We start from the raw sequence: 23,440 nt of genomic DNA, 5'->3' as shown, positions 1-23,440 counted from the left end.
CGTGAAGTTGTACGTGCCCGCCGCCATCGGGTAACCGTACAACAAGCCGCCCGCCGCGATGAACGTCAGCCCCGGCGGCACGCTGCCCGCCGTCACGGTGTATGCATACGTCGCGCTCGGCGTGCCCGTCACGACCTGGCTGTAAAGCTGCCCCGGCGCGCCGCTTGGCAAATCCGACAGCGTGATCGCCGGACAGGTGCCGCCTGCCAGCGTGCCGCTGTACACGCGGCTGCCCGTGCAATTCCCAAAGCCCGTCGCCGTGATGGTGAAGTTGAACGTGCCAGCTACAGTTGGAGTTCCATTAACTATACCTGTAGCTGAATTGACTACAAGCCCCGCTGGCAGCGCGCCGCTCGTCACGGCGTAGCTGTAATTGCCGCCCGCCGGCGTCGCCGCGAGCGTTTGGTTATACGGCGTATTCAACGCGGGCGGTGGCAGCGCCGCGAGCGCGATGCTCGGACAGTTGATCGTCAGCGTGTAATCCTGCGTGGCGAAGCAGCCGTTCGTCGCCGTAACCTTGAGCGTGAAGTTGTAGCTGCCGGTCAGACTCGGCCAGCCGCTCAGCACGCCCGTCGTCGCGTTGAGCGTCAAACCGCTCGGCAAGCTGCCCGCCACCAGCGCGAAGTTATAGCTGCCTGCGGGCGACACGCCGATGGTTTGCGCATACGCCGTGCCCGCCGTGCCCGCCGCCAAAGGCGGCGGCGTGAAGCTCAGCCCGGTACAACCAATCACGACCGTGTAATCGCGCACACCGCTGCAACTCCCCGCCGTCGCCGCCACGCGGAAGCTGAACGTGCCGCCCGTACTGGGCACACCGCTGATGACGCCCGTCGCCGCATTCAACGCCAAACCCGCCGGCAACGCCCCGCCCGTCACGCCGTAGCTGTACGCTCCGGCGGGCAACGCGCTCACAGTTTGATTGTAAGCCGCGCCCACCACCCCACCCGGCAAACTCGCCGGCGCCAGCGTGAGGGCCGGACACTCCACCAGCAACACGTAATCGCGAAACCCGCCGCACACCCCAAAAGCCGTCGCCGTCACCCGGAAACTGAACACCCCGCCCTGCGCGGGCACACCGCTGAACGAGCCATTCGCGTTAAGCACCAGGCCCGCTGGCAAGAGACCGCTGGTGACGGCGAAGGTATAAGCCAGCGCGGGCGTCGCGCTGAGCGTGGGCGGATAGGCCGTATTGATGACGGCGTTGGGTAAGATTGCGGGCGCGAGTGTGATGAGGGGACAAAAGTTCGTCAGATTGAAATTGGCGGACGCGACTCCGGCGGCGGCGGCTTGCACGGCATAACTGCCCAGCAGTTGGTTGGCCGTGACGCTCACCCCAGCCTGGCCGCTGGCGTTGGTCGTCGCGGTGTTGCCATTAGGAAATGTCGCGCTAGGCCCGCTGCCCGGCGCACTGAAGGTCAGCGTGACGCCGCTCAGGGGGAAACCGTTTTCGGTCAGCGTCGCTTGCAAGGGGGCAGCGAAAGGCGTGCTGAGCAGGGCGCTTTGCGGCGTGCCGCCGGTGGCCGCGAGCGCGAAACTGGCTTCGACCGCGCCGATGTCCACCGCGCCGTTTTGCGGACGCGCGACGTTGCGCTGGTCGTTCGCGGGCGCGCCGCTCACCGTGCCCGCATTGATGGCTGGCGAACCGGGCAGCAGCGTGCGCGCCGGCGTCGTCCCGCCGTAATCGCCCAACGGCGCGAGCAGCGGATCGCGCAGCGCCGCGCCCGTGCCAGTCTGATCGCCCGCCGCGTTGAAGCCCGTTGCCGTGCCGGCGTTGCCGATCAAGTTATTGCCTGCCGAAGTAAACGCGCCCGCCACGTCGGGCACGGTCGCGTTGTTGGCGTTCGCCGCAACGATGGTGTTGCGCAGCGTGGTGGCCGCCGCGCCGCCCGTATTGCGCAAGCCCCCGCCGGTGTTAGCCGTGTTGCCGGCGATGGTCACGTTGGTGAGCGTGAGCGCGCTATCAGGCGTGGTGAGCGCGCCGCCGCCGGAAAGCGCCGCATTGGCTTCGATGGTCGTGTTGCTGACCGTCGCCGTGCCGGCGTTGTAAAGGCCGCCGCCTTCGTTGAACGCGCCCGTCGCGCTGTTATGCGCCAGCGTCGAATCAGTCAGCGTCAACGTGCCGCCGTTGCGAATGCCGCCGCCGTTCTCAAACGCGCCATTGCCGCGAATGACGACGCGGCGCAGCGTCAATGCGCCCTCGTTGCGCAAACCGCCGCCATTGTTGTCAAAGCCGCCCGCGATGGTCAGCCCGCTGAGCGTCACGGTCTTGCCGCCATTGATGAAGAAGAGGCGGAAATTCGGCGCATTGCCGGGCCGCGCGATGCTCAACACCTGCGCGCCCGGCCCGCTGATAGTCAGGTTCGGATGATCGAGTGCGGGCAGCGCCGTCGCCGGATTGATGGCGCCCGTCACGCTGAAATTGATCGTCAGCGGCGCACAGGCCGGAATGGCATTCGCCTCCAGCAACGCCGCGCGCAGCGTGCATTGGCCGTTGGCATCGGCGCAGGCGCCATTGCCCGGCGCGGCGTCGGGCGTGTCGTCCAGACTGTTGACGGTGAAGCTCGCCGGACACGGATTGATCGTCAACGTGTAATTCGCCGTGCCCAGGCAGCCGTTCGCAGCGGTCGCTTTGACGGTGAGCGGAAAGCTGCCGGCTTGTGTGGGCGTGCCGCTCACCGTGCCGCTCGGCGCGAGCGTGAGGCCGTTGGGCAGGTTGCTGGTGGTGTTAAACGTCGTCGTCCCGCTGCCGCCGCTTTGCGTGAACTGCGCGCTGAAGGGCGCATTCACCAGGCCCGCATTGTTGGCGGGCGCGCTGACGGTAATCGTCTGACAATTGACCTGCAAGCTGAAATCCTGTGCGCCGCTGCAACCATTCGCGTCCTGCGTTTGCACGGTCAGGTTGAACGTGCCCGGTTGTATAGGCGTGCCGCTGAACGTGCCGTTCACATTCAGCGTGACGCCGTTGGGCAGTGTGCCCGTGAGCTTGGTGAACTGGTACGGCCCGACGCCGCCGCTGCTCTCGAGCGCGGCGCTGTAGGGCTGGTTGATCGTGCCGGCGGGCAGCGCCACTGTGTCAAACGCCAACGCCGCGCAGTTTGTGCGCGCCGCTGCGCCGTGCCGGTTAAACCACGAACTGCCAAGCGTCGCCGTTGCCAGCAACAGTGTCGTCAAACTGAGACGAAGAAGAATGCGATTCATCATTTTGCTCCTCAAATTGGTTCCCCAAGGTTGCGCAGGCATAACAAAGCCCGCAGCTTCGACGAACGGCTTCTCAGCGCACGCTCGTCGTCAGCACCGGACACGTCACATTCAGCGTGTAGGCCCGCTGCCACGTGCAGTTGTTTTGATCCTTCGCCGTCACCGTGAAAGGAAACAGCCCAGCCTGTGTTGGCGTGCCGCTCAAGACGCCCGCCGCAGTGAAGTTCATTCCCTGTGGCAGCGCGCCCGCCGTGATTTGAAAGGTATAGACGCCCGTGCCGCCGCTGGCCGTGAGCGTCGTCGCCGTAAACGGCGTGTTGATCTGCACGTCGGGCAAGGTGGGCGGGATGACGGTGAATTGCGGACAGGCTGCGCCCGTGCCGATGGTCAGCGACCAGCCGCCCAACGAGCCGCTGTTGAAACCCTGATCGTCGAAGACGAATAATTTCCACACGCCGTTCGGGTCAGTGCCGTTGAACACCGAGGCCAGCGTCGCCGTGCCTGCGGGTGCAGGCGATTGAAAGGACGCGGGCGCGGGCGCGGGGAAGCTGTCGCCGCTGCCATAATTCACGGGCCGATACGTGCCGTCGAACAATGCCCGCCCGTCAAAGATCGTGTCGGTCGCGGCGTCGTCAAAGGTGGTGCTGCGGTCAAAGACGAACGGGTTATCCGGGTCGCCGTTGGCGTCTGACAGCAAGACCAACGCTTGTCCTTGCGGCCCGACCAGCAGGATGTCCAGATCGCCTTCGTTCTCGTGGCGCAACGGATTGAGCGTGACGATGAGTTTGGTGATGTTGCCCATCAGGCCGCTGACGGTAATCGTCGAAGGATAGATATTCGCCTGACCTTGCGCGGGAATCGTGTTGGGCGTGCCATTGGCAAAGGTCGGCATCACGGTGATGTTCACTGTCGCCGAGGCTGAAGACCGCACGCCATCGGACACGTGAAAGGTGAAGCTGTCCGGCCCGACGTAATTCAACGCGGGTTGATAGCTGAACGAGCCGTTGAGGTTGAAGGTCACTGTGCCGTGCGCCGGGTTCGCGTCTTTGAAAGCGTTCAACGGGCGGCCATCCGGCCCCGTCGCATTGCTCAAGACACCAGGCGCTGACACGTTGAGCGGTTGTCCTTGTGCAATCGGATTGGCGTTGAAGTTCCCCGCGAACGGCGCCACGGTCAACGTGGCAATCGAGCTGTTCAGATAGCCACCAGGATTTTCGAGCCGCACGAAATAGCTTTGATCTCTGGTGAGCGGCGGCGGCGTGAAACTCGCGCCGGTTGCGCCCGCGATTTTCGTGCGGCTTTGGCAAGTGCCGCTGAACCATTGATAACTGACATTCAAACTATTCGTGCCCACGCTCAACACCGGCGTCTGGCCGCGCGTGACGTTGGCGCTCAGCGGTTGCATCGTGATTTCAGGCGCGGGCAGTTTGGTGATGAGCGCCGGGCCATTGGTGGCTGTGACCGTAAACGTACCGAGATTGGCGGCGCTTTGGGGAATGATCACCAGATGCATCAAATTGCCATCGGCCAGCAATGAACTTGTCAGACTCACCGACGTTCCTACCGCTGAGCTGCCGAAGAAATTCACGTTGGTGTTGGCCGGCAAAAACGCGCCCTGATACAGCAGCAATTGACCATTGAACCCGCTGGTGTTGAGTTGGAAGCGATAGCTGCCCGCCGTCGAGACGCGAAAGCGAAACAGCTTGAACGGCACACCCTGCCCGTTCGCTCCGAGGCGGTCATCACACGCCGTCAACACCCCGCCGGACGTGATCGGCCCAGTGGTGACAAACACCGTCGCTGTGCCGGAATCCACGCTGGTTGCGCTGTCGCTCACCCGCACCCAATACGAGGTGTCGGCAAACAACGCCGGTGTCGTGAAACTGGTGCCGGTCGCGCCCGCGCTGAGTTGCGCGGTGTCGCCACTCTGGCCTTGAAACCATTGATACGCTTTTGGCGCGCGGCCTTGCGTCGCCACGCGCAAGGTCGTGCTTTGGCCGGGCTGAAGGGTGGCATCGAGCGGATTGTTGAGAATGCCCAGGGGCGGCGGCGGATCAACCGTGAGCGGGCCAGGGCCGCTGATCGCGGCGCTGTATGTGCCGGTCTCGCCCGCCAGGTTCGTGCTGATGACGATGTCGAATTGCTGACCACCCGCGAGGAACACTTGATAGCCATTGCCGATGACGCCGTTGTCCCAGAAATTCACCTGCGGCGTCGCGGGAAAGAACGTGCCGCCGTAAACATTGATGGTGGGCGTAAACCCCGTCGCATTGACGTCGATCGTATATGGCCCGCTCGTCACAATGCGGAGGTGCGTAACTTCAAAAAACACCTGCTGGCCGCTGAAGACATTGATGGTCGTCATGCGGTTCCAGGTGTCGTGCTGGGTGGTCAGTTGACCGCTGAAACTGGCCGCCTGCTGCTGGATAGCAGGTTTGGCGGCGGCTAGTCCCGACGAAGTCGAGTACCAATTCAAAGCGCTTGGCAACGCAACGAGACAGAGTGCGGCTAATCTCAACCGCAGGGTGAGCCTTTGTGTCATTGTTCTCTCCTCCCTTTCAGGGCGTCGCCGAAGCGACATGGAAAACTCCTTATAGCGGTTTGCAGATGGGTACGACCCAACGTAGGGGCAGACCTGCGTGTCTGCCCCGGTGGCATTTGTAGCCTTCGGTTCCGTCTGATGACACCGGGGCAGACACGCAGGTCTGCCCCCTACGTTGGGTATGGGTTGCCGCAGGTCGCACCTATCTGCAAACCGCTATAAGTTAGTAAGCGAAAGACGGCTTGCTCAGGTATGGTCGTTAGCGCACCCGCACCGTGATGGTCGGGCACGTGCCCGGCACCGCCAACGCGGGCAAACCTTGCACCATCCAGTACAGCGCCTCGCTGGCGGGAAAGGTCGTGGTAAAAACATTGCGCTGCAAACCGGGCAAAAATTGCGTGGGCTGGTTCTGGTTCGCTGTCCGCGACAGGCGGTTGTGCGGGCTGCCTGCGGCAATGGTGATCGTGTTACTGGCGGCGTTTTGATAGCCAAAGGTTGCCGTGGCGGTCGCGTCACTCACCGTCACGCTTTCAACGAAAGGCACGATGTCGGCAACCACTGGTGGGGGCGTACAGCGTGGTGAACCTGGTGTTACCGTGACTCCAAAGCCATTGAAAAGCCAGACAAGGTTGCTGACCGGATAGGTGATGCGAAAGGCCCGCTCGTGTAAGCCGGGATAAAACACCGCCGGTTGCTGACGGTTGCTAGGAGGGGGCAGGAAGCGGTTCTCTCCCCCGACCAGTATTGTCACCTCAGCGCTCTCGAAGCTTTCGTAACCAAAATAGGCCGTAATTGCACCGGTTGTGTCGTTGACATCAATACAACTGAGAAAGGGCGTGATATTAAACGCTGACGTAACAGGCTTCGACCAAGCGGTGTCGGGACGATGGGCGCAGAGCAACCCCGTCAAGGCCAAGGTGAAGAACCAAATTTTTCGCGGCATTCGATTGCTCATTAACTTTCTCCTTTTTACTCGTTCAGGGCGCGCAAGCTGGTCAGACAGACCTGCACCACGCCTTCAGCCGTTTCGTTGAAATGCAAGGCGCCGCGCTCGAGGCGGCGATAAACTTCGCGGCGGCTGACGCCACGCACCTGCGCCGCCGTTTCTGCCGTGAGCATGACGACTTCCTCTTTGCAGACCGGACACCATGCGCGTTGCGGCTCGGCCGGCAAGAGCCGGTGCTGCCCGCTTCTGACAATGGTGATTTCGTGTTGTTCAATGGTGATCTCCGTCCGTTTGCTCATCCACACCCCGTGTTCTGTTCCATTGCGTGGCACCGTGCTACACTGCGCGGCGTTTTCCAGCAGTATCTCCCGTTCATTTCGGCACCAGCAGATCGGCCCCGTCAGGTTCGAGCGAGACCATAGGCCATTCCCCCCGCAACTCGTCCTGAACGCGCGCTGAATTTGTGCTCGTTTTTGGTCTGAAGCACTTCTGAATCGTTTCTGAATTCGGCGTATGTCCAAGCCTCACAATCACTTTTACGAGTTCGGCCCGTTCCGCCTGGATGTGGCGAACCGGCTCTTGCTGCGCGACGGCGAGGTCGTGCCGCTCAAAAAAAAGGCCTATGACATGCTCTTGGTGCTGGTCGAAAACAACGGGCAGGTGCTGGAAAAGGAAGAATTGATGCGGCGGCTCTGGCCGGATACCTACGTCGAAGAGTCGAACCTGACGCATTACATTTACACGCTGCGCCGCGTGCTGGGCGACGAAAAGGATAACCCGCAATTCATCGTCACCATCCCCGGGCGCGGCTACCGCTTCACGGCGCAAGTCAGTGAACAACATCCAACGCTGCTGTCCGGGCTTGTAGAGGACGAACCGCTGGTGCTCGAACGGCACACGCTTTCGCGCGTCGTCATCAACGAAACCTCAACCGCCAGCAAGTCAACATCCGTAGCCCTAGCAACCAAGCCTGTTGCCACACTACCGGCTGCCGCGTCCCCGCAACCGGGAAGCTGGCAACGGCGCGCAGGCTTCGTTGCCGCCGGGTTGATCGCTCTCGCCGCCGGACTTTATTTCTGGCTGAATCGGCCCAACGCGGCGGCAACCAATGCCACGACAGCCAAGTTTGCCCCTTTGACCGGACTGGCGGGCCGTGAAGACACGCCTACGTTTTCGCCCGACGGGCGACAAATCGCGTATGCCTGGCGGCCTGAAGAAGCCGAAGGGATGGACATTTATGTAAAACTCGTCGGCGCAGGCCAGCCGTTGCGGCTGACCAATAATCCGCACGATGAATACAGCCCGGCCTGGTCGCCCGACGGCAAAACCATCGCCTTCCTGCGCGCGCGCGGCCAAGGCAGCGAGGTGTTGATCCTGCCCGCGCTGGGCGGCACCGAACGCAAGATCGCCGACCTGCAAACCACTTGGGTCGGACTCACCTGGACGCCCGATGGCAAGGCGTTGGTCGTGCCCGACGCGATTGCGACCTCTGACAAAGAGAGCGCGGCGCTGGTGCAGATCAATCTCGAAACCGGCGAACGCCACACGCTGACCAATCCGCCCGCGCTGAGCGGGGATGACGATCCGCGCTTTGCGCCGGATGGCAAGCAACTGGCCTTCAAACGCACGTTGAATCGCGTCAACAGCGAAGTCTTCCTCGCTAATCCCGATGGCAGCCAGCCGCGCCCATTGACCAAACTGGCCGCGCCCATTCACGGGTTGGCCTGGCTGGCGGACGGGCAAGCGCTGATTTGCGCCGCCTATCGCGAAGGCAGCAACAGCCTCTGGCGCGTACCCGTCAACGGCAACCCGCCCGTCTTGCTGGAAGCAGCAGGCCGCAAAGCCACGCATCCGGCCTTTGCCGCCAATGGCGCGACGGGCGGCGGCACACTCGGCTTCGTTGACTCGCTCGAAGACGCCAATCTGTGGCGCTTGGATTTGGATCAACCCAACCCGGCGTTGCGCAAATTCATCAGCTCCAGCCACCCCGATCACAGTCCCGAATTTTCGCCCGACGGCCAACGCCTCGTTTTCTCATCGGGCCGCTCTGGCCACGATGAAATCTGGGTGTGCCAAAGCGATGGCAGCAATCCCGTCCAGTTAACGCACTTCAACGGCTTGGCCACCGGATCGCCACACTGGTCGCCCGACGGCCAGCAAATCGCCTTTGACGCGCGGCCCGAAAGCAGCGGCGACCTGTTCATCATCAACTCCACGGGCGGCGCGCCCCGCCGCGTGACCACTGATAGTTCGCACGACGTGATTCCCAGTTGGTCGCATGATGGCCGCTGGCTGTATTTCTGTTCGAATCGCTCCGGCAAATTGCAGCTTTGGAAAATGCCCGTGGCGGGCGGCCCCGCGCAACAGCTTACGCAGCAAGGCGGCATGGAGGCGTTTGAAGCTCCCGATGGCAAGTCTGTTTATTATTTGAAAGGGCGCGGCATCTCCGGGCTGTGGCGCGTCAGCACCGAAGGGACGAATGAAGAGGCGGTGCCGGAATTGGCCGAAGCCGGTTACTGGCGTTATTGGACAATTAATCGCAGCGGGCTTTATTTCGTCGCGCACAACGATCAGTTTCCCTATCAGGTGCGGCACTTCGATTTCACTACCCGGCGCGTCAGAACCATTGCCACGATTGACAAACAACCGGCCTGGCTCACCGCCGGCCTGGCCGTTGCGCCGACGGGCCGCCAAATTCTGTTCGCTTCCAACGATCTTTTCGCCAGCAGCATTATGCTGCTCGAAAACTTCCATTAGTGCACGGCTGCTTCTGCTCCAAGAAATGCGCCCAGCCGCGCGGCTTCGGCTTCAATCAATTTGCGGACAGGTTTGCTGAATTTCTCGAACGGCTCGATTTCTACCAACAACCTTTTACCCTGCCGCCGGTGCGACCACACGCCAGCGGCGCGGCCATTCAGCAACACGACGGGCGAGACCCAAGCGGCGCTGCGAAAGATGCGTTTGTAATGTTGTGCGTCCACCAACTGATTTTTATCGGCGTGTCCCAACACCCAGGGATCGAAACTCGGCAGCAAGCGCAGGTGCGCCGCCACCGGCGCACTGCGCTGCAACGCGGGCAAATCATCGCGCAACAACCAGCCGGGCGTGCCGGCCATTGAGACCTCGACCAATTCGTCCTGCACTGCCGCCCAGGCCGCTTTGATTTCCGGCATCGGATTGCCCGTCCATTTGGCGAAATCTTTGGGCGTGGCCGGGCCATAAGTCCGCAGGTAGCGGCGCAATAACTCCGCCAAGGCGGCGGCGGGTTCAAGCGCAAGTTGCGCGGGCAACCATTGATCCACGCGCACATAAGTACCCTCGGCCCCCTGGTCAGGGCCGTAACAAATCAACCCTTCGACCAGCGCCAGACGAAAGACCTGAATGCCCCAGACCACGTTCATCCACGCGCGCACCTCTTGGCCGACCAACGGTTGAATGCGTTCGAGCAGCGCGCGCCGTGGCAAAGGCCCGCCACTGAGCGCAGCCAGAAAACAGGCATTCAATGCATCGGCATGCTGGCGCGTCACGCCGAACTTGGCGGCCACGCGCAACAATGCGGTCACCCGGCTTTGTCGCAAGGCATTGATGTATAGCGCGAAATCCGCCGCCGTAATCAGGTGCAGGGTTTGCCGCATGCACGAAGTCCTGACCAGCGCGCGTTGCTGATAGAGCGCCGTTTGGATTTCTGTTTGGGTCAACCCCGGCACGCGCGCCCAGGCGGCCAGACGCGCGGCGCTGTTGATTTGCGCTTGCAAGCCGCCGATGTCGCGGCACACGCCGGTCAATTCGGCAGACGCGGCATCAGTCAGGTGGTGTCGCGCTAGCCGGAAGGCGAGCACTTGCGGCAATGGAAAGGTCGTTTTCATCGCGGCGGAGTCTAAACCAGAGAGCGTGCGATTGGCAGTAAATGGTGCGGCTATCTCACACGCCGGTACGTCGGCGGGTCGGCCTGCAAGTAATACTGCGTTCCCTCACGCACAACGCGCCCGGTGATTTCCAACGGTTCGGCCACCATGTCCAACACGGCCTGATTGACCGGCGCGCCCTGCGCATCGGTCAGCAGCAGCTTTAATTCGTTCCCCTGCGCATCGCGCGCGATGAACAAAGGCGGGATGCCGCCGCTAAGGCACCGCACCGCGCAATCGCGGTGCGGCTTGGTGTGGCCGGGATTCATCACGCCCAGGTAACACTTGCTGTCTACGATCTCGCCCACCAGCGTGAACGTGCCGAGTTCGGTTTTAGCTGGCAGCGGCAGGGACGCAGCCGCCGTGACCGTCAGCGAATCCGGCGCGAGTTCGAGCATCTGCGTCCCGTCGCGCTGAATCAACGCCGCGCGCAGCTTGACGATCTGTCCGTCAAACGCGCCGACTTCCGCCCGGTGCTTGCCCGGCGCGACCAACAGGTATTGCGTCAGCGAATTCCCGGTTTGCACCAGCAAGGCCGGATACGGCGTGGCGTGCAGGACGCCGGTGTAGGCGCGGTATTGTTGAAACTCGAAGACGCTCAATGGCAGCCGCTGTTGCCCAAACGCCAGCACCAGCGCCACGAGCACGCCGCCGCAAAAGAGCGCGGTCACGACACGCCGCAACAGCTTCGCCACACCGCGCGGCGCACGTGGCAAATAGCCGATATAAAACTCATCCTGGTTTAACTCTGGCACGTGGCCGTCCTTGCTGGTTGTACAGCAGGCTGCCAGCCTGCTGTTGACTTGATCTTTACGACACTGGGCGACACCGGGCGACACTGGTTCACGCTGTCCCGCAAGGCTCGCCTCCTTCAGCCCGCAGCAGGCTGGCAGCCTGCTATACAACCCGGCGCTTGCGGGCGCGGATCAACGTAAACCTGTTGCCCGATGACTTTGACGCGAAAGGTCGGCACCTTTTCGGTGAAGGGCGCGGGTGCTGCGCCGGTCGCGGGCAGATACTGAAATCCGTGCCACGGGCAGGTCACGCAACCGTCAATGATACGGCCTTCGCCCAGCGGCCCGTTCTGGTGCTGGCAGACGTTCGAGAGCGCCGAGACCTGGCCGTCATATTTGAAAATCGCCACCCGTTCGCCCGCCAAGGTCACGATGCGCGCGCGCTTTTCGGGAATTTCAGCCAGCGTACAAACGGGCACAAACTCGGCAGCGGCAGGCAATTCGACATCGGCCTTGTGTTCGCGTTGCGCCGCCACCAGGTGCAAAGTCAGTACGCTCGCCAAGCCGAAGGTCAGCACGACGGCCAACAACAGATTCGTCTCGGCCTGCAAGACGCCCAGCGCCACGTGTGCGAGCAACAGGCCGTAAGCCAGATAAACCAGCATGTGCAGCCGCTTCCAGACTGGAGCGCTCAATTGCTTCAGCCAAAAATCGTGACTGGTGGCGGCCATCAAAAACAGGATCAGCAACGCCACCAGTCCCAACTGCTGAAAGGGGAAATGCGCCAAACTGTCATAGCGCGTATTGCTGACCAACAGGCTCACCAACGGATTCAGATCGCCCAGCGCGTGGAATTGAATGAGGGCGAAACCGCCGTGCGCCAGTCCCAGCAAAAATGTCGTCACACCCAGGTGCCGCCGGTTGTACAGCAGCGGCAACAACTGCGGCCACAAACGACAGGCCGGGCCGATCATTAAGACGAGATGCAACAGCAGCAACGCCCCGGTGCCGAACGCGCGAATCAACAGCGTCTCAATCGTCGCATGCGGACTCGCCCAGGCGCTCAGGCCGATGAACAACGCCAGGTAGCCGAAGACACCGCTGGTCAGCACGCCGTCATAAACGCGCTTCTGCCGGTTCCAACTGATGGCTTGGTAGGCGTGACTCATCGGGCCTCTCCGACGGGATTAGCAGGCAATTGTGAATTCAACGGGAAGGGCCGCCGCACCCACAGGGCACTCAGCAAGAGCAGCGGCAAGAGGATTGCCGCCATCCAAAAAATTCTGTTGTGAGCACGTCGCAACGAACGAATCATCTTGTCCTCAGAATGTCTGGCCGCAACAGTACCGCGCGCGTCAGCCAGCGGAGCCATCACACAACGAATATGAGGGCTTGCTTGCAGTCACCGCTTGCTGACGCGCGCGGTACTATCCCAGCGGCGATGCGCGTTGATTTCGACGGGTGGCTCCGGCTGACCTTGCAACCAACGCCACAACAGCAGCGGCCACAGGGCAGCGACTCCAGGCAGAATCAACAACCGGAAGCCCAACCCCGTGCCCCGTGCCGCCGCATCCAGTCGCGTCACGCCAAAGGCCACAAACGCCGGCGCAAAAAGCAAACCCAGCAAAGCATAAATTGTCGTCACCCAGACCAACGTTGCCGCCATCATTGTTCCTGCTTTGGTAGTGGCTCAAAGAGGAGAGGTCTGGCCGCGGATGAACGCTGGAAAAACGCGGAGCAGTCCTGTTAGCCAATTGAATTGCTCTGCGTCGGTCAGCGTTGATCTGCGGCGTGACTCTCTCCCCATTGACCCACTACCCCTGCTTTTACTGCTCCTGATAATTCCAGGTCAGCCCGCCATCCACATAAAAGGTCGAGCCGGTCACGTAATCGCTCTCGTCCGAAGCCAGAAAGACCGCCAAACTCGCCACGTCATGCGGCTGTCCCAGGCGGCCCAGCGGAATCTGTCCGAGCAGCGCGCCCAGTTTGGCCGGATCGTTGAGCAGTTTGGTATTGATCGGCGTCTCAATCGCGCCCGGCGCAATGTTGTTGATGTTGATGCCGAGCGGCCCCAACTCTACGCCCAGGTTGCGCATCAGCATCTTCACGCCGCCCTTGCTGACGCAGTAAGCGGTGAAATTGGGAAAGGGCAACTCTTCGTGCACCGAACTGATGTTGACGACCTTGCCGCGCCGTTTGTGCGGCAGCAGGTGTTGCACAAAGGCCTGGGTGGCAAAGAAGACGCCCTTCAAATTGACGTTGAGCACGCGGTCGTAATCGTCTTCGTGGACTTCCCAAAACGGCGCGTGCGTTTCCAGCCCGGCGTTGTTGACCAGAATGTCCAGGCGTCCGAAATGTTCGACGGCGGTGTTGATCAGGCGGCGGATGTCCGCGACTTGGCCCAAATCGGCCTGCACAATCAGGCCGCGCCCGCCCGCCGCCTGGATAGCGGCCAGGGCTTCTTCAGCACCGCCCGCGCCACGGTTGTAATTGATGACGACACTTGCGCCCTCACGGGCAAAGCGTTCGGCGATGGCGCGGCCAATGCCTTGGCTGCTGCCAGTAATCAATGCGACTTTCTCTTTTAATCTCATCTATCCCTCCCTCGTAGTTTTCCTGTCCGGCGTTGTAATGGCGTTGGCTGGCGGTTTTATTCCAGCAAATCCGGGTACACACCGCTTCCAGCGTGCGGGCTTGGCAAGCTATACCGGTCAACCAGCGACTCTGACTTGACGCCTGCACGCTGGAAGCGGTGCGCGAAAACAGTCCCCGATTTGTGCAACTCGGATTTTTGCACAAATCGGGGACTCATATCGCCTTGCAAAATAAGGCAATGTAACTAACCGATTTGTGCAAACCTTGAACGACTTATGCAAATTGAGCGGTTTGTGCAAAGCCGCGGTGCGTACCCAGGTTGCACCCACGAAATCGCGTGGCCACTCCCACGAATCACCCACGATATTTCATAGACTACAGCTACATCGCCCGCGAAATGTCGCGGCCAAACTCGGAATTGAACGACTATGAATACTCAGCCACATCGCCTAAACATATTTCTTTCCCTCTGTTTAGACACTTTCTCAAAACCTTGTCCCCTTCGTGGCACCAGCCTTGCCAATACCCTGGGCGTAGAGAGAAGGAGGGAGCGAGATGCTGCGGATTACGGAACAGAAAACGACAGAAGATGATTTGGTGCTGATTCTGGAAGGGCGACTGACTGGCCCCTGGGTGGAGTTGTTGCATAGCCAATGCGCCACCCTCCTGGCAGCGGCGACGGCAGCAACGCTGGATTTACGCGAACTGGCATTTGCTGATGCGGCCGGCTTGAGCCTGCTTGCCAACCTGCAACGCCAGCACATTCACCTGCAAAACTGTCCGCCCTTTTTGGCGGAGCAACTCAGACTCGTGACAAACGCCAAGCCTGCCGCCTAACCACGCGCACAACAGCAGGCCGAGACCAAAGACGAAGCAGAAATTTGGCAAAGCCCCGTTGGGCTTTGCGAGGAGTACGACTATGTTTACCACGCTCACCCACGAAGATTTCGAGACGGTCGCGTTACCGCATTTGAATGACCTTTACCGCGCCGCACGCCACACGCTGGGCAATCAAACCGCCGCCGAAGACGTGGTGCAAGAGACCTATTTGCAAGCCTGGAAATCGTTCCACCGCTTTGCCGCTGGGACGAATTGCCGGGCCTGGCTGTTCAAGATTCTCTTTCACGTCATCCAGCATCATCGCCGCAAAAACTGGCGCTTGCAGACACTGGGCGAGCGCGAAGAGTTTTTGCTAGAAACGCTGCCGTATGAAGCGCCGCTCTCGCAGCATCTCAGTGACGAAGAAGTGTTGCAGGCGCTCAACCGTTTGCCCGAAAACTTCCGCGCTGTGATCTTGCTGGCCGATGTCGAAGAGTTCGCCTACAAAGAGGTCGCGCGCATTTTGAACATCCCCATCGGCACGGTGATGTCGCGGCTCAATCGCGGGCGCAAGTTGTTGCGCAGTGAATTGACCAGCTACGCCAAATCCTGCGGCCTGTTGGCTAATGGAGCGGCGAAAGCAATGCAGATGGGCGCATTGGCACAGGCAGCGTAAATACATTGAGCTAAGGAACAGGAAGGGCAACTTGGGCCCAAGCCCCAACGGGGCGACATTCAATAGCCAGGGGCAAAGCGAAGCGACGCCCCTGGTAACAGCCGAGAGGTTCTCAAGCCCTGAAAGGGCGCAATAAACGTCGTTATTGTGCCCTTATCAGGGCTTGTTCCTTCCATATTGCCGTCACCCAGGGCGTTGCCCTGGGCTATTGAATTGCGCCCTTTCAGGGCTTTATGTGGCGACCCAATTTCAGCAGACAAAACCTTCTATCCTAAAACCCGCTACAAACCGTTCTCGCATTTCGCTACGGGCCCTCTCGGTCTCCACTTCGACAGCTTGGCTAATCCAATCAACTGCGTTACCTTAGCCGCGCAATCACGGTGGCAAGCAACAGTCCTAAAACAATTGACTGCCGCCCGCATTCATCTCTTCCCAAATCTTCCTTTATTGAGAGCGCGGCAATGAGACATCGAAAACTCTCTCTGTCAGTCGTCAGCCTGTTTTTGGCGCTGGTCTGCGGCTTGTTGTTGCCATCCACCAACGCCCGACAACAAAGCGCCAAAGTGGATTTCGCGCGCGACATCCAACCCATCTTCCAAACGCATTGTGCGGGCTGTCACGGCGCGGCGAAACAGATGGCGCAGTTGCGGCTGGATAACAAACAAATTGCCTCGCGGGTCATCAGCCCTGGCGATAGCGCGGCTTCACGCCTGCTCAAACGCCTTACCGTCAATGACAGCCAACACGGCGAACCGCGTATGCCGAAAGGCGGTGAACCGCTGAAACCGGAACAGATCGCGCTCATCAAACGCTGGATTGATGAAGGCGCAGACTGGCCTGAACAGACAACAGACCTCAGACCTCAGACCTCAGACTTGCCGCAGCACTGGGCCTTTGTGCCGCCCGTCCGTCCAGCCTTGCCGACCGTCAAAAACAAGTTGGCGGTGAAAAACGCCATTGATGCTTTTGTGTTGGCACGCCTGGAAAAAGAAGGCTTGACGCCCTCGCCCGCCGCAGATCGCGTGACCTTGCTGCGCCGTCTGAGTCTGGATTTGATCGGCTTGCCACCGACGCCCGAAGAAGTGGACGCTTTTGTGCGCGACCTTGCGCCGAATGCCTATGAAAAGCAGGTCGAGCGTTTGCTGGCGAGTCCGCATTACGGCGAACGCTGGGGCCGCTTGTGGCTGGATGCGGCGCGCTATTCCGATTCGGATGGCTACGAAAAAGACAAGCCGCGCTTCGTCTGGTTCTATCGCGACTGGGTGATCAATGCGCTCAACCGCGATTTGCCCTACGACCAATTCATCATCGAACAAATCGCGGGCGACTTGCTGCCCAACCCAACGCAAGATCAGCTTGTCGCCACGGGCTTCCTGCGCAATTCGATGATTAACGAAGAGGGCGGCGTTGATCCCGAACAGTTCCGCATGGAAGCGATGTTCGACCGCATGGATGCCATCGGCAAAGGCATGCTGGGCATCACCATTCAGTGCGCGCAATGCCACAACCACAAGTTCGATCCGCTCAAACAGGAAGAGTATTACCGCCTCTTCGCCTTCCTCAACAACTCGCACGAATCGAATGTGGTCGTTTACACGCCGCCTGAACAAATGCAACGCGCCAACATCCTTTCGCAAACCCGCGAGATCGAGGCGCGCTTGCAGGAAACCCAGCCGGACTGGCTGGCACAGATGAACGCCTGGGAAGACAAGGCGAAACAAGATCAACCAACTTGGCAGATCGTGCAGCCCGCCGTGGATGATATTTCGACGGGCGGCGCGAAATACTTTCCGCTCAAAGACGGTTCGTTTTTGCAGCAGGGTTACGCGCCAACCAAACACCGCGTCAAGCTGACGATCAAGACCGACGTGCAGAACATCACAGCCTTCCGGCTGGAACTGCTCAACGATCCGAACCTGCCCGCCAACGGGCCGGGCCGTTCGATTCTAGGCACGGGCGCGCTGACCGAATTCGAGGTTGAAACCGCACCCGTCAGCGATCCAAAGAAAATCACCAAGGTCAAATTCACGCGCGCGACTGCCGACATCAACTTGCCCGAAAGAGAAATCCTGCCGATGTATTTCGACAAGAGCAATCGCCGCCGCGTCGAAGGCCCCATCGAATTCGCCATTGACGGCAACGATGATACCGCTTGGGGCCACGACGCCGGGCCGGTGCTGCGCAACCTGCCGCGCAAGGCCGTCTTCGTCGCCGACAAGCCAATCAGCAATGATGGCGGCACGCTGCTGACCTTTTATCTCAAACAAAACCATGGTGGTTGGAACAGCGACGACAATCAGAACAACAACCTCGGACGATTCCGTTTGAGCTTCACGACGGCGGCGAATGCGACAGCCGATCCACTGCCCGCCAACGTGCGCGAACTCATCACCAACGTGCCGCGCGAACAACGCTCAAAAGCGCAGGTCGAGACAATCTTCAGTTACTGGCGCACGACCGTGCCCGCCTGGCAACACGAAAACGAAATGATCGCCAAGCTCTGGCAGACGCATCCGGCAGGCGCGACGCAACTGGTGCTGAACGAACGCGGCGAACTGCGCCCAACCTTCACGCTCAAACGCGGTGACTTCCTGCGACCCGACAAAGAGATTCAAGCGGGCGTGCCTGCATTCCTGAATCCATTGCCTGCCAACGCGCCGGTTAATCGGCTGACGTTCGCCAAGTGGCTGGTAGACCGCCAAGCCCCGACCACCGCGCGTTCGTTGGTCAATCGCGTCTGGCAAACCTATTTCGGCACCGGCCTCGTGGCGAGTTCCGAAGACCTAGGCAAGCAGAGCGACGCTCCCTCACATCCCGAATTGCTGGATTGGCTGGCGGTCGAGTTGATGGAACCTTCCAATGCGGAACGCGGAATGCGGAATGCGGAATTGGGAACAGCGAGTTCCACCAATACTCTGCACTCCGCATTCCGCATTCCGCATTCACCGCCCTGGAGTTTGAAACATCTACACCGCTTGATCGTCAACTCGGCAACCTATCGCCAGTCGTCTTCTTTCAATCCGCAATCGGCCTCAAGCAGTGGCCGCAATCCGCAATCCGCAATCCGCAATCCGCAATCCGATGACCCCTACAACCGCCTGCTCGCGCGCGGGCCGCGCTTTCGCGTAGACGGCGAGATTGTGCGCGACATCGCGCTGGCGACGAGCGGCCTGCTCAATGAGAAAATCGGCGGCCCCAGCGTCTATCCGCCTTCGCCCGAATTTTTGTACCTGCCCCCGGCGAGTTACGGCCCGAAAATCTGGAAGGAAGAAAAGGGCGCCGACCGCTATCGGCGTGGGCTGTATACATTCCGCTATCGTTCGGTGCCCTATCCGGTCTTGCAAAACTTCGACGTGCCCAATGGCGACATCGCCTGCGTGCGGCGCTCGCGTTCCAACACGCCGTTGCAGGCGCTGACGACGCTGAACGAAACGCTCTTTCTCGAAGCCGCGCGCGCATTGGCAGTGAAAACGATCAAGGAAGGTGGCGCGACCAATGCGCAACGCTTGACCTTCGCGTTTCGCCGCGTGCTCTCACGCAAGCCTACGTTGGCTGAGACGAACGAACTGCTGAGTCTATGGAAACAGCAGCACGAACGCTTTTTGAAAGGCGCAGCGAACCCGTGGAATCTGGCGACGAATGATCCGGACAAACCTTTCGCGTTGCCGGCCAACACGCGGATGGAGGATTTGGCGGCGTGGACGGCGGTGGCGCGGGTGTTGTTGAATTTGGATGAGGCGATTACGAAGGAGTGAGGTTTGCCTCGACGCGATGCTTTTCACGCAAATTTGCGCAGCGCATTGGAAAAGGATGGCTGGCGCATCACGCATGATCCACTGACGATTCGTCACAAAGGCTTGCGCGTTTACATTGATCTGGCCGCCGAGCGTTTGGAAGCCGCTGCGCCAGAACCAATCGCGGTTGAGATCAAAGTATTTGGCGGGCCGTCGCGGGTGGACAATTTTGAACGGGCGATTGGTCAATATGATCTTTACCGCACAGTGTTGCACGATGCCCAGATTGAGCGGGAGTTGTTTCTGGCCATTAGCCAAACAGCCTGGGATGAGTTGTTAAAGATCGAAGCGCTGTAGTTTCATCTGCGCGTCCGCCAAATTCACGTACTTGTTTTTGACCCTGTCACAGAGGAGGTAAAGGCATGGATCAGACAGCCAAACTTGAGCGTTATCGAGAACTCATAACGCAAGTTTTACAGCGGCATGCCGCAATGGCCGCAGAACCGGCGAACTATGAATCAACGGTGCGGTGCAATGCACAGAACGATGAATACCGTTTGATAGACACAGAGATCCTGCCGGGTAGACGTTTAGATTATGTGGTCGTGCAACTCGTCCTGCGCGAAGGGAAAATCTGGATTGAACGCGACGGCATTGAGTACGGCATCGGCCAAGACCTGCTGGAAGTCGGCATTCCTGCCAAAGACATTGTGATTGGTCTTGCCCAAGGACAACCGCTCACCCTGGCTGAAGCCGCTTGAAAACTGAAGCAAAGCAAGGTTATCGAATGAGCAAACCGAAACTACCAAGCCCCTTTTGTTCCGCGCTGTTGGTTGGACTGTTATTGGCGTTGCCACCCAGCTACCCGCGCGCGCAATCCAACTCGACCCAAACGGCCAAAGCTGTTTACCTGCTCAAACCCGCGCGTATCTTTGACGGCGTCGAGGCGCACGAAGGCTGGGCCGTGCTGGTCAACGGCGAGCGCATCGAAAAGGTTGGCCCTGTTGGCGAAATCGCCGCACCCGCCGCCGCCAAAATTATCGAACTGCCCAACACGACCTTGCTGCCCGGCTTGATCGAAGCGCACTCGCACGTATTGCTGCATCCTTACAACGAAACCCCCTGGAACGATCAGGTCGCGCGCGAACACCTGAGTTTGCGCGTCGCCCGCGCGACCAATCATTTGCGCAACACGCTGCTGGCTGGATTCACGACCATCCGCGACCTGGGCACCGAAGGCGCTGAATATGCCGATGTCGGGTTGAAGCAGGCCGTCCAACAAAACATCATTCCCGGCCCGCGTATGCAGGTCGCGACACGCGCCATCGTCGTCACCGGCAGTTATGGCCCGAAAGGTTACGCCACCGAATGGCGCGTGCCGCAGGGCGCGGAAGAGGCCGACGGCATGGACACTCTGACGCGTGTTGTGCGCGACCAGATCGGCAAGGGCGCCGATTGGATCAAGGTCTACGCTGATTATCGTTGGGGCAAACAGGGGGCCGCGCCGACTTTCACGCTCGCCGAATTGAAGCTGATCGTAGAGGTTGCGGCCAGCGCGGGCATTCCCGTCGCGGCGCATTCGTCAACAGCCGAAGGCATGCGGCGCGCGACGCTCGCGGGTGTCGAAACCATCGAACACGGCGACGACGGCACACCTGAAGTCTTCCGCTTGATGAAAGAACACAACGTCGCGCTTTGCCCCACACTCTCGGTCGGCAATCAGGCGCGCAAACCCGAAATGCTGAAAGCCGCACTGGCCGCTGGCGTCACGATTGCGGCGGGCAGCGACGTCGGTGTCTTCCCGCACGGCGACAATGTGCGCGAATTGGAAGCGATGGTGAAATGCGGGATGACGCCGCTGCAAACGCTGCAATCCGCGACTTCGGTCAACGCGCGGGTGTTGCGCATGGAAAAACAAATCGGGCAGGTCAAAGCGGGCTTGCTCGCCGATTTGATCGCGGTCGAAGGCGACCCAACACGCGACGTTTCAACGTTGCGCAAGGTGCGCTTGGTGATGAAAGACGGCGTGCTTCATAAGCAAATGTAACTGTCAACCCGGCGCACAAACACAAGCTGCTGTGATGAATGCGTTCGAACTAGCGCTGCGAGAGCGGTCAACTGAATCCTGATTCCTGACTCCTGATGACTTTTCAGCCACCAGTCGTCAGGGTTCAGGAATCAGGATTCAGTTCGGTCTTGCCGTTCGCACACATCCGTTGTCGGAAGTTGGACAATGACAGGCAATTTTTTTGAAATTCCATCAATGAAGGGACAACTCACATGAAACCAACCATTCGCAATCTGTCGGCTGTCGCGGCGCTCCTGTTTGCGGCAACGTTTACCGGCAGCGTCAGCGCGCAAGAGCGCGTCAAAACCGCCAACGGCACGCTCGAAGGCGTGGCCGAAAGCCCCGGCATACGCAGCTTCAAAGGCGTTCCCTTTGGTGCCCCGCCAGTCGGGGATTTGCGCTGGAAACCGCCGCAACCAGTCGCGAATTGGACAGGCGTGCGCAAGGCCGACAAATTCGGGCCGCGTTGTATGCAGCGACCCATCTTCGGCGATATGAATTTCCGTTCTGACGGGATGAGCGAAGACTGTCTGTACCTGAACGTTTGGACGCCCGCAAAAACGGGCCGGGAAAAGCTGCCCGTGCTGGTTTACTTTTTCGGCGGCGGCTTTATGGCGGGCGACGGTTCTGAGCCGCGCTATGACGGCGAGAGCATGGCCAAGAAAGGCATCGTGGCCATCTCGATCAGTTACCGCCTGAGCGTGTTTGGCTTCTTTGCCCATCCTGAATTAACCAAGGAATCGCCGCATCACGCTTCGGGCAACTATGCGCTCTTTGATCAGTACGCCGCGTTGCAGTGGGTGCAGCAAAACGTCGCGGCGTTTGGCGGCGATCCGAAGCGCGTGACCATCGCGGGCGAATCCGCCGGTTCCATCGCCGTCAGTGCGCAGATGGCTTCGCCGCTTTCCAAAAACCTGATCGCGGGCGCGATTGGCGAGAGCGGTTCGATGATCGGGGCACTTTCCGCTGTGCCCTTGGCCGAAGGCGAGCAGAGCGGCGTTAAGTTCGCGGCGGGCCTGGGTAAGGGCGATGCGCCTTCGTTAGCAGCGTTACGCGCCATCTCCGCCGACGAGTTGCTCGCAGCCACAGCGAAACCTGGCCTGCCGCGATTCTCGCCCACCGTTGATGGCTATTTCTTCCCGAAAGCGCCGGCAGAGATTTTCGCGGCAGGCGAACAGGCGCGCGTGCCGTTGCTCGCGGGTTCGAATACCGAAGAATCGGGCGCGGGTGGCGTGTTGGTGCGCGAGAAACCGACGGTCGAAAATTATCGCAAGGCTTTGCAGCGGCTTTATAACGAGAAGGCTGACGAAGTCTTCAAACTTTACCCGGCCACGAACGAAACCGAAGTGCTGGATGCCGCGCAGGCGTTGGCGAGCGATCGTTTCATTGCCTATAGCACTTGGAAGTGGGTGGATTTGGCAACCAAGACGGGCGGCAAGCCAACTTACTATTACCTCTACGCGCGGCCCCGTCCGGCGATGCGCGCAGAGATGGGCGACGCGCAGCCGGGTCTAGCAGGCGGTGTCGTGCGCGGGCAACAGGCAGCGGCGAATCCGCGCCCACCGGCACGCGGGGCTTCGCATTCCGCCGAGATCGAATATGCGATGGGCAATCTGGATGGCAACAAGGTCTTTGCCTGGACGCCGGACGATCACAAGGTCTCAAAAACCATGCAGGAATACTTTGCCAACTTCATCAAAACCGGCAACCCGAATGGCGCGGGTTTGCCGAATTGGCCGAAGTTCAGCGCGGGCCAGCGTATGGTGATTGACGTCAACACCCGTGCTGAGCGTGAGGCGGTGCGGACGCGGTATGAATTCCTGGATCAGTTCTATGTGAAAAAGTAGCGGCCAAGACGGGACCGCACCCGTGCCGCACATGGAAAAACAGATCGGGCAGGTCAAAGCGAGCTTGTTGGCCGATCTGATCGCAGTCGAAGGCGATCCGGTGCGCGATGTTTCGACGCTGCGCAAGGTGCGGATAGTGATGAAAGGTGGAACAGTTTACAAGCAATTCTGATCTGGCAAAGGGATTGAATACTTCAATGCTTGTAAGCCTGTTTTTGCTGTGATATTAATGACGCTGTCATTATTTGGGTTGATGTCTAGTAGTCATTGTCTCCGTCATAAGTTATTAAGTTCAGCAATCCCTCCCGCACTCTGACGCATTTCGTCAGAATGTGACTTGTTTATAGCTAATTCTGTCTTTTCGGCAAACAGCCAG

The 23,440-nt window shown here is 60.1% G+C and carries 18 protein-coding genes; 9 read left to right on the top strand and 9 right to left on the bottom strand.

Annotated elements, in window-relative coordinates; translation table 11 throughout:
* The 4 genes from HY011_06205 to HY011_06190 all read right to left on the bottom strand — a co-directional run.
* A partial coding sequence (locus tag HY011_06205; GenBank protein MBI3422514.1) for a putative Ig domain-containing protein occupies nucleotides 1–3,201 on the bottom strand: 3,201 nt, incomplete at its 3' end.
* Between the two features lie 70 nt (nucleotides 3,202–3,271).
* Nucleotides 3,272–5,740, bottom strand: coding sequence for a cadherin-like domain-containing protein (locus HY011_06200; protein MBI3422513.1), 2,469 nt, complete (start codon nucleotides 5,738–5,740; stop codon nucleotides 3,272–3,274).
* 259 nt (nucleotides 5,741–5,999) lie between these two features.
* Nucleotides 6,000–6,683 (bottom strand): hypothetical protein, encoded by a 684-nt coding sequence (locus HY011_06195; GenBank protein MBI3422512.1) that lies wholly within the window; start codon nucleotides 6,681–6,683, stop codon nucleotides 6,000–6,002.
* A 26-nt stretch (nucleotides 6,684–6,709) separates the two neighbouring features.
* The gene (locus HY011_06190; GenBank protein MBI3422511.1) at nucleotides 6,710–6,985 is read right to left on the bottom strand and encodes a hypothetical protein; all 276 of its coding nucleotides are present in this window, start codon (nucleotides 6,983–6,985) and stop codon (nucleotides 6,710–6,712) included.
* A gap of 214 nt (nucleotides 6,986–7,199) precedes the next feature.
* On the opposite strand from HY011_06190, the gene HY011_06185 reads away from it, so the two are divergent.
* On the top strand, nucleotides 7,200–9,443 hold the full coding sequence (locus HY011_06185) for a PD40 domain-containing protein (protein MBI3422510.1): 2,244 nt from the start codon (nucleotides 7,200–7,202) through the stop codon (nucleotides 9,441–9,443).
* On the opposite strand, the gene HY011_06180 is transcribed toward HY011_06185, so the two are convergent.
* From HY011_06180 to HY011_06160, 5 genes are all read right to left on the bottom strand, one after another.
* Nucleotides 9,440–10,552: an AlkZ family DNA glycosylase gene (locus HY011_06180; protein ID MBI3422509.1), complete on the bottom strand. Its 1,113-nt coding sequence runs from the start codon at nucleotides 10,550–10,552 to the stop codon at nucleotides 9,440–9,442. The genes HY011_06185 and HY011_06180 overlap by 4 nt on opposite strands.
* Nucleotides 10,553–10,602: 50 nt before the next feature.
* A complete protein-coding gene (locus tag HY011_06175; protein MBI3422508.1) occupies nucleotides 10,603–11,346 on the bottom strand; it encodes a hypothetical protein in 744 nt (247 codons plus the stop codon).
* A gap of 116 nt (nucleotides 11,347–11,462) precedes the next feature.
* On the bottom strand, nucleotides 11,463–12,494 hold the full coding sequence (locus HY011_06170; GenBank protein ID MBI3422507.1) for a ferric reductase-like transmembrane domain-containing protein: 1,032 nt from the start codon (nucleotides 12,492–12,494) through the stop codon (nucleotides 11,463–11,465).
* A gap of 233 nt (nucleotides 12,495–12,727) precedes the next feature.
* Nucleotides 12,728–12,994 carry a hypothetical protein gene (locus HY011_06165; GenBank protein ID MBI3422506.1) on the bottom strand — a complete coding sequence of 89 codons (267 nt, stop codon included), beginning with the start codon at nucleotides 12,992–12,994 and terminating at the stop codon, nucleotides 12,728–12,730.
* Nucleotides 12,995–13,151: 157 nt separating this feature from the next.
* Nucleotides 13,152–13,919 (bottom strand): glucose 1-dehydrogenase, encoded by a 768-nt coding sequence (locus HY011_06160; protein MBI3422505.1) that lies wholly within the window; start codon nucleotides 13,917–13,919, stop codon nucleotides 13,152–13,154.
* Between the two features lie 556 nt (nucleotides 13,920–14,475).
* Between HY011_06160 and HY011_06155 the strand changes: the two genes are divergently transcribed.
* From HY011_06155 to HY011_06120, 8 genes are all read left to right on the top strand, one after another.
* Nucleotides 14,476–14,757 (top strand): STAS domain-containing protein, encoded by a 282-nt coding sequence (locus HY011_06155; GenBank protein ID MBI3422504.1) that lies wholly within the window; start codon nucleotides 14,476–14,478, stop codon nucleotides 14,755–14,757.
* A gap of 82 nt (nucleotides 14,758–14,839) precedes the next feature.
* Nucleotides 14,840–15,415: a sigma-70 family RNA polymerase sigma factor gene (locus HY011_06150; GenBank protein ID MBI3422503.1), complete on the top strand. Its 576-nt coding sequence runs from the start codon at nucleotides 14,840–14,842 to the stop codon at nucleotides 15,413–15,415.
* Nucleotides 15,416–15,876: 461 nt separating this feature from the next.
* Nucleotides 15,877–19,170: a PSD1 domain-containing protein gene (locus HY011_06145; protein ID MBI3422502.1), complete on the top strand. Its 3,294-nt coding sequence runs from the start codon at nucleotides 15,877–15,879 to the stop codon at nucleotides 19,168–19,170.
* Nucleotides 19,171–19,173: 3 nt separating this feature from the next.
* A complete protein-coding gene (locus tag HY011_06140) occupies nucleotides 19,174–19,506 on the top strand; it encodes a hypothetical protein (GenBank protein MBI3422501.1) in 333 nt (110 codons plus the stop codon).
* A 65-nt stretch (nucleotides 19,507–19,571) separates the two neighbouring features.
* Nucleotides 19,572–19,910 carry a XisI protein gene (locus HY011_06135; GenBank protein MBI3422500.1) on the top strand — a complete coding sequence of 113 codons (339 nt, stop codon included), beginning with the start codon at nucleotides 19,572–19,574 and terminating at the stop codon, nucleotides 19,908–19,910.
* 26 nt (nucleotides 19,911–19,936) lie between these two features.
* Nucleotides 19,937–21,196 (top strand): amidohydrolase family protein, encoded by a 1,260-nt coding sequence (locus HY011_06130; GenBank protein MBI3422499.1) that lies wholly within the window; start codon nucleotides 19,937–19,939, stop codon nucleotides 21,194–21,196.
* A 233-nt stretch (nucleotides 21,197–21,429) separates the two neighbouring features.
* Nucleotides 21,430–23,064 (top strand): carboxylesterase family protein, encoded by a 1,635-nt coding sequence (locus tag HY011_06125; GenBank protein ID MBI3422498.1) that lies wholly within the window; start codon nucleotides 21,430–21,432, stop codon nucleotides 23,062–23,064.
* Nucleotides 23,065–23,095: 31 nt separating this feature from the next.
* A complete protein-coding gene (locus tag HY011_06120; protein ID MBI3422497.1) occupies nucleotides 23,096–23,236 on the top strand; it encodes a hypothetical protein in 141 nt (46 codons plus the stop codon).
* The last annotated feature ends 204 nt before the right edge of the window (nucleotides 23,237–23,440 follow it).

It is taken from the genome of Acidobacteriota bacterium, assembly GCA_016196035.1.
GTDB lineage: Bacteria > Acidobacteriota > Blastocatellia > RBC074 > RBC074 > JACPYM01.
This window is presented reverse-complemented; position numbering and strand designations above follow the sequence as displayed.

Bases quoted from the DNA above. Each gene is read 5' to 3' on its own strand.
- HY011_06200 (MBI3422513.1), bottom strand. From the start codon at position 5,740: ATGACACAAAGGCTCACCCTGCGGTTGAGATTAGCCGCACTCTGTCTC.
- HY011_06195 (MBI3422512.1), bottom strand. From the start codon at position 6,683: ATGCCGCGAAAAATTTGGTTCTTCACCTTGGCCTTGACGGGGTTGCTC.
- HY011_06190 (MBI3422511.1), bottom strand. From the start codon at position 6,985: ATGAGCAAACGGACGGAGATCACCATTGAACAACACGAAATCACCATT.
- HY011_06185 (MBI3422510.1), top strand. From the start codon at position 7,200: ATGTCCAAGCCTCACAATCACTTTTACGAGTTCGGCCCGTTCCGCCTG.
- HY011_06180 (MBI3422509.1), bottom strand. From the start codon at position 10,552: ATGAAAACGACCTTTCCATTGCCGCAAGTGCTCGCCTTCCGGCTAGCG.
- HY011_06170 (MBI3422507.1), bottom strand. From the start codon at position 12,494: ATGAGTCACGCCTACCAAGCCATCAGTTGGAACCGGCAGAAGCGCGTT.
- HY011_06165 (MBI3422506.1), bottom strand. From the start codon at position 12,994: ATGATGGCGGCAACGTTGGTCTGGGTGACGACAATTTATGCTTTGCTG.
- HY011_06160 (MBI3422505.1), bottom strand. From the start codon at position 13,919: ATGAGATTAAAAGAGAAAGTCGCATTGATTACTGGCAGCAGCCAAGGC.
- HY011_06155 (MBI3422504.1), top strand. From the start codon at position 14,476: ATGCTGCGGATTACGGAACAGAAAACGACAGAAGATGATTTGGTGCTG.
- HY011_06150 (MBI3422503.1), top strand. From the start codon at position 14,840: ATGTTTACCACGCTCACCCACGAAGATTTCGAGACGGTCGCGTTACCG.
- HY011_06145 (MBI3422502.1), top strand. From the start codon at position 15,877: ATGAGACATCGAAAACTCTCTCTGTCAGTCGTCAGCCTGTTTTTGGCG.
- HY011_06135 (MBI3422500.1), top strand. From the start codon at position 19,572: ATGGATCAGACAGCCAAACTTGAGCGTTATCGAGAACTCATAACGCAA.
- HY011_06130 (MBI3422499.1), top strand. From the start codon at position 19,937: ATGAGCAAACCGAAACTACCAAGCCCCTTTTGTTCCGCGCTGTTGGTT.
- HY011_06125 (MBI3422498.1), top strand. From the start codon at position 21,430: ATGAAACCAACCATTCGCAATCTGTCGGCTGTCGCGGCGCTCCTGTTT.
- HY011_06120 (MBI3422497.1), top strand. From the start codon at position 23,096: ATGGAAAAACAGATCGGGCAGGTCAAAGCGAGCTTGTTGGCCGATCTG.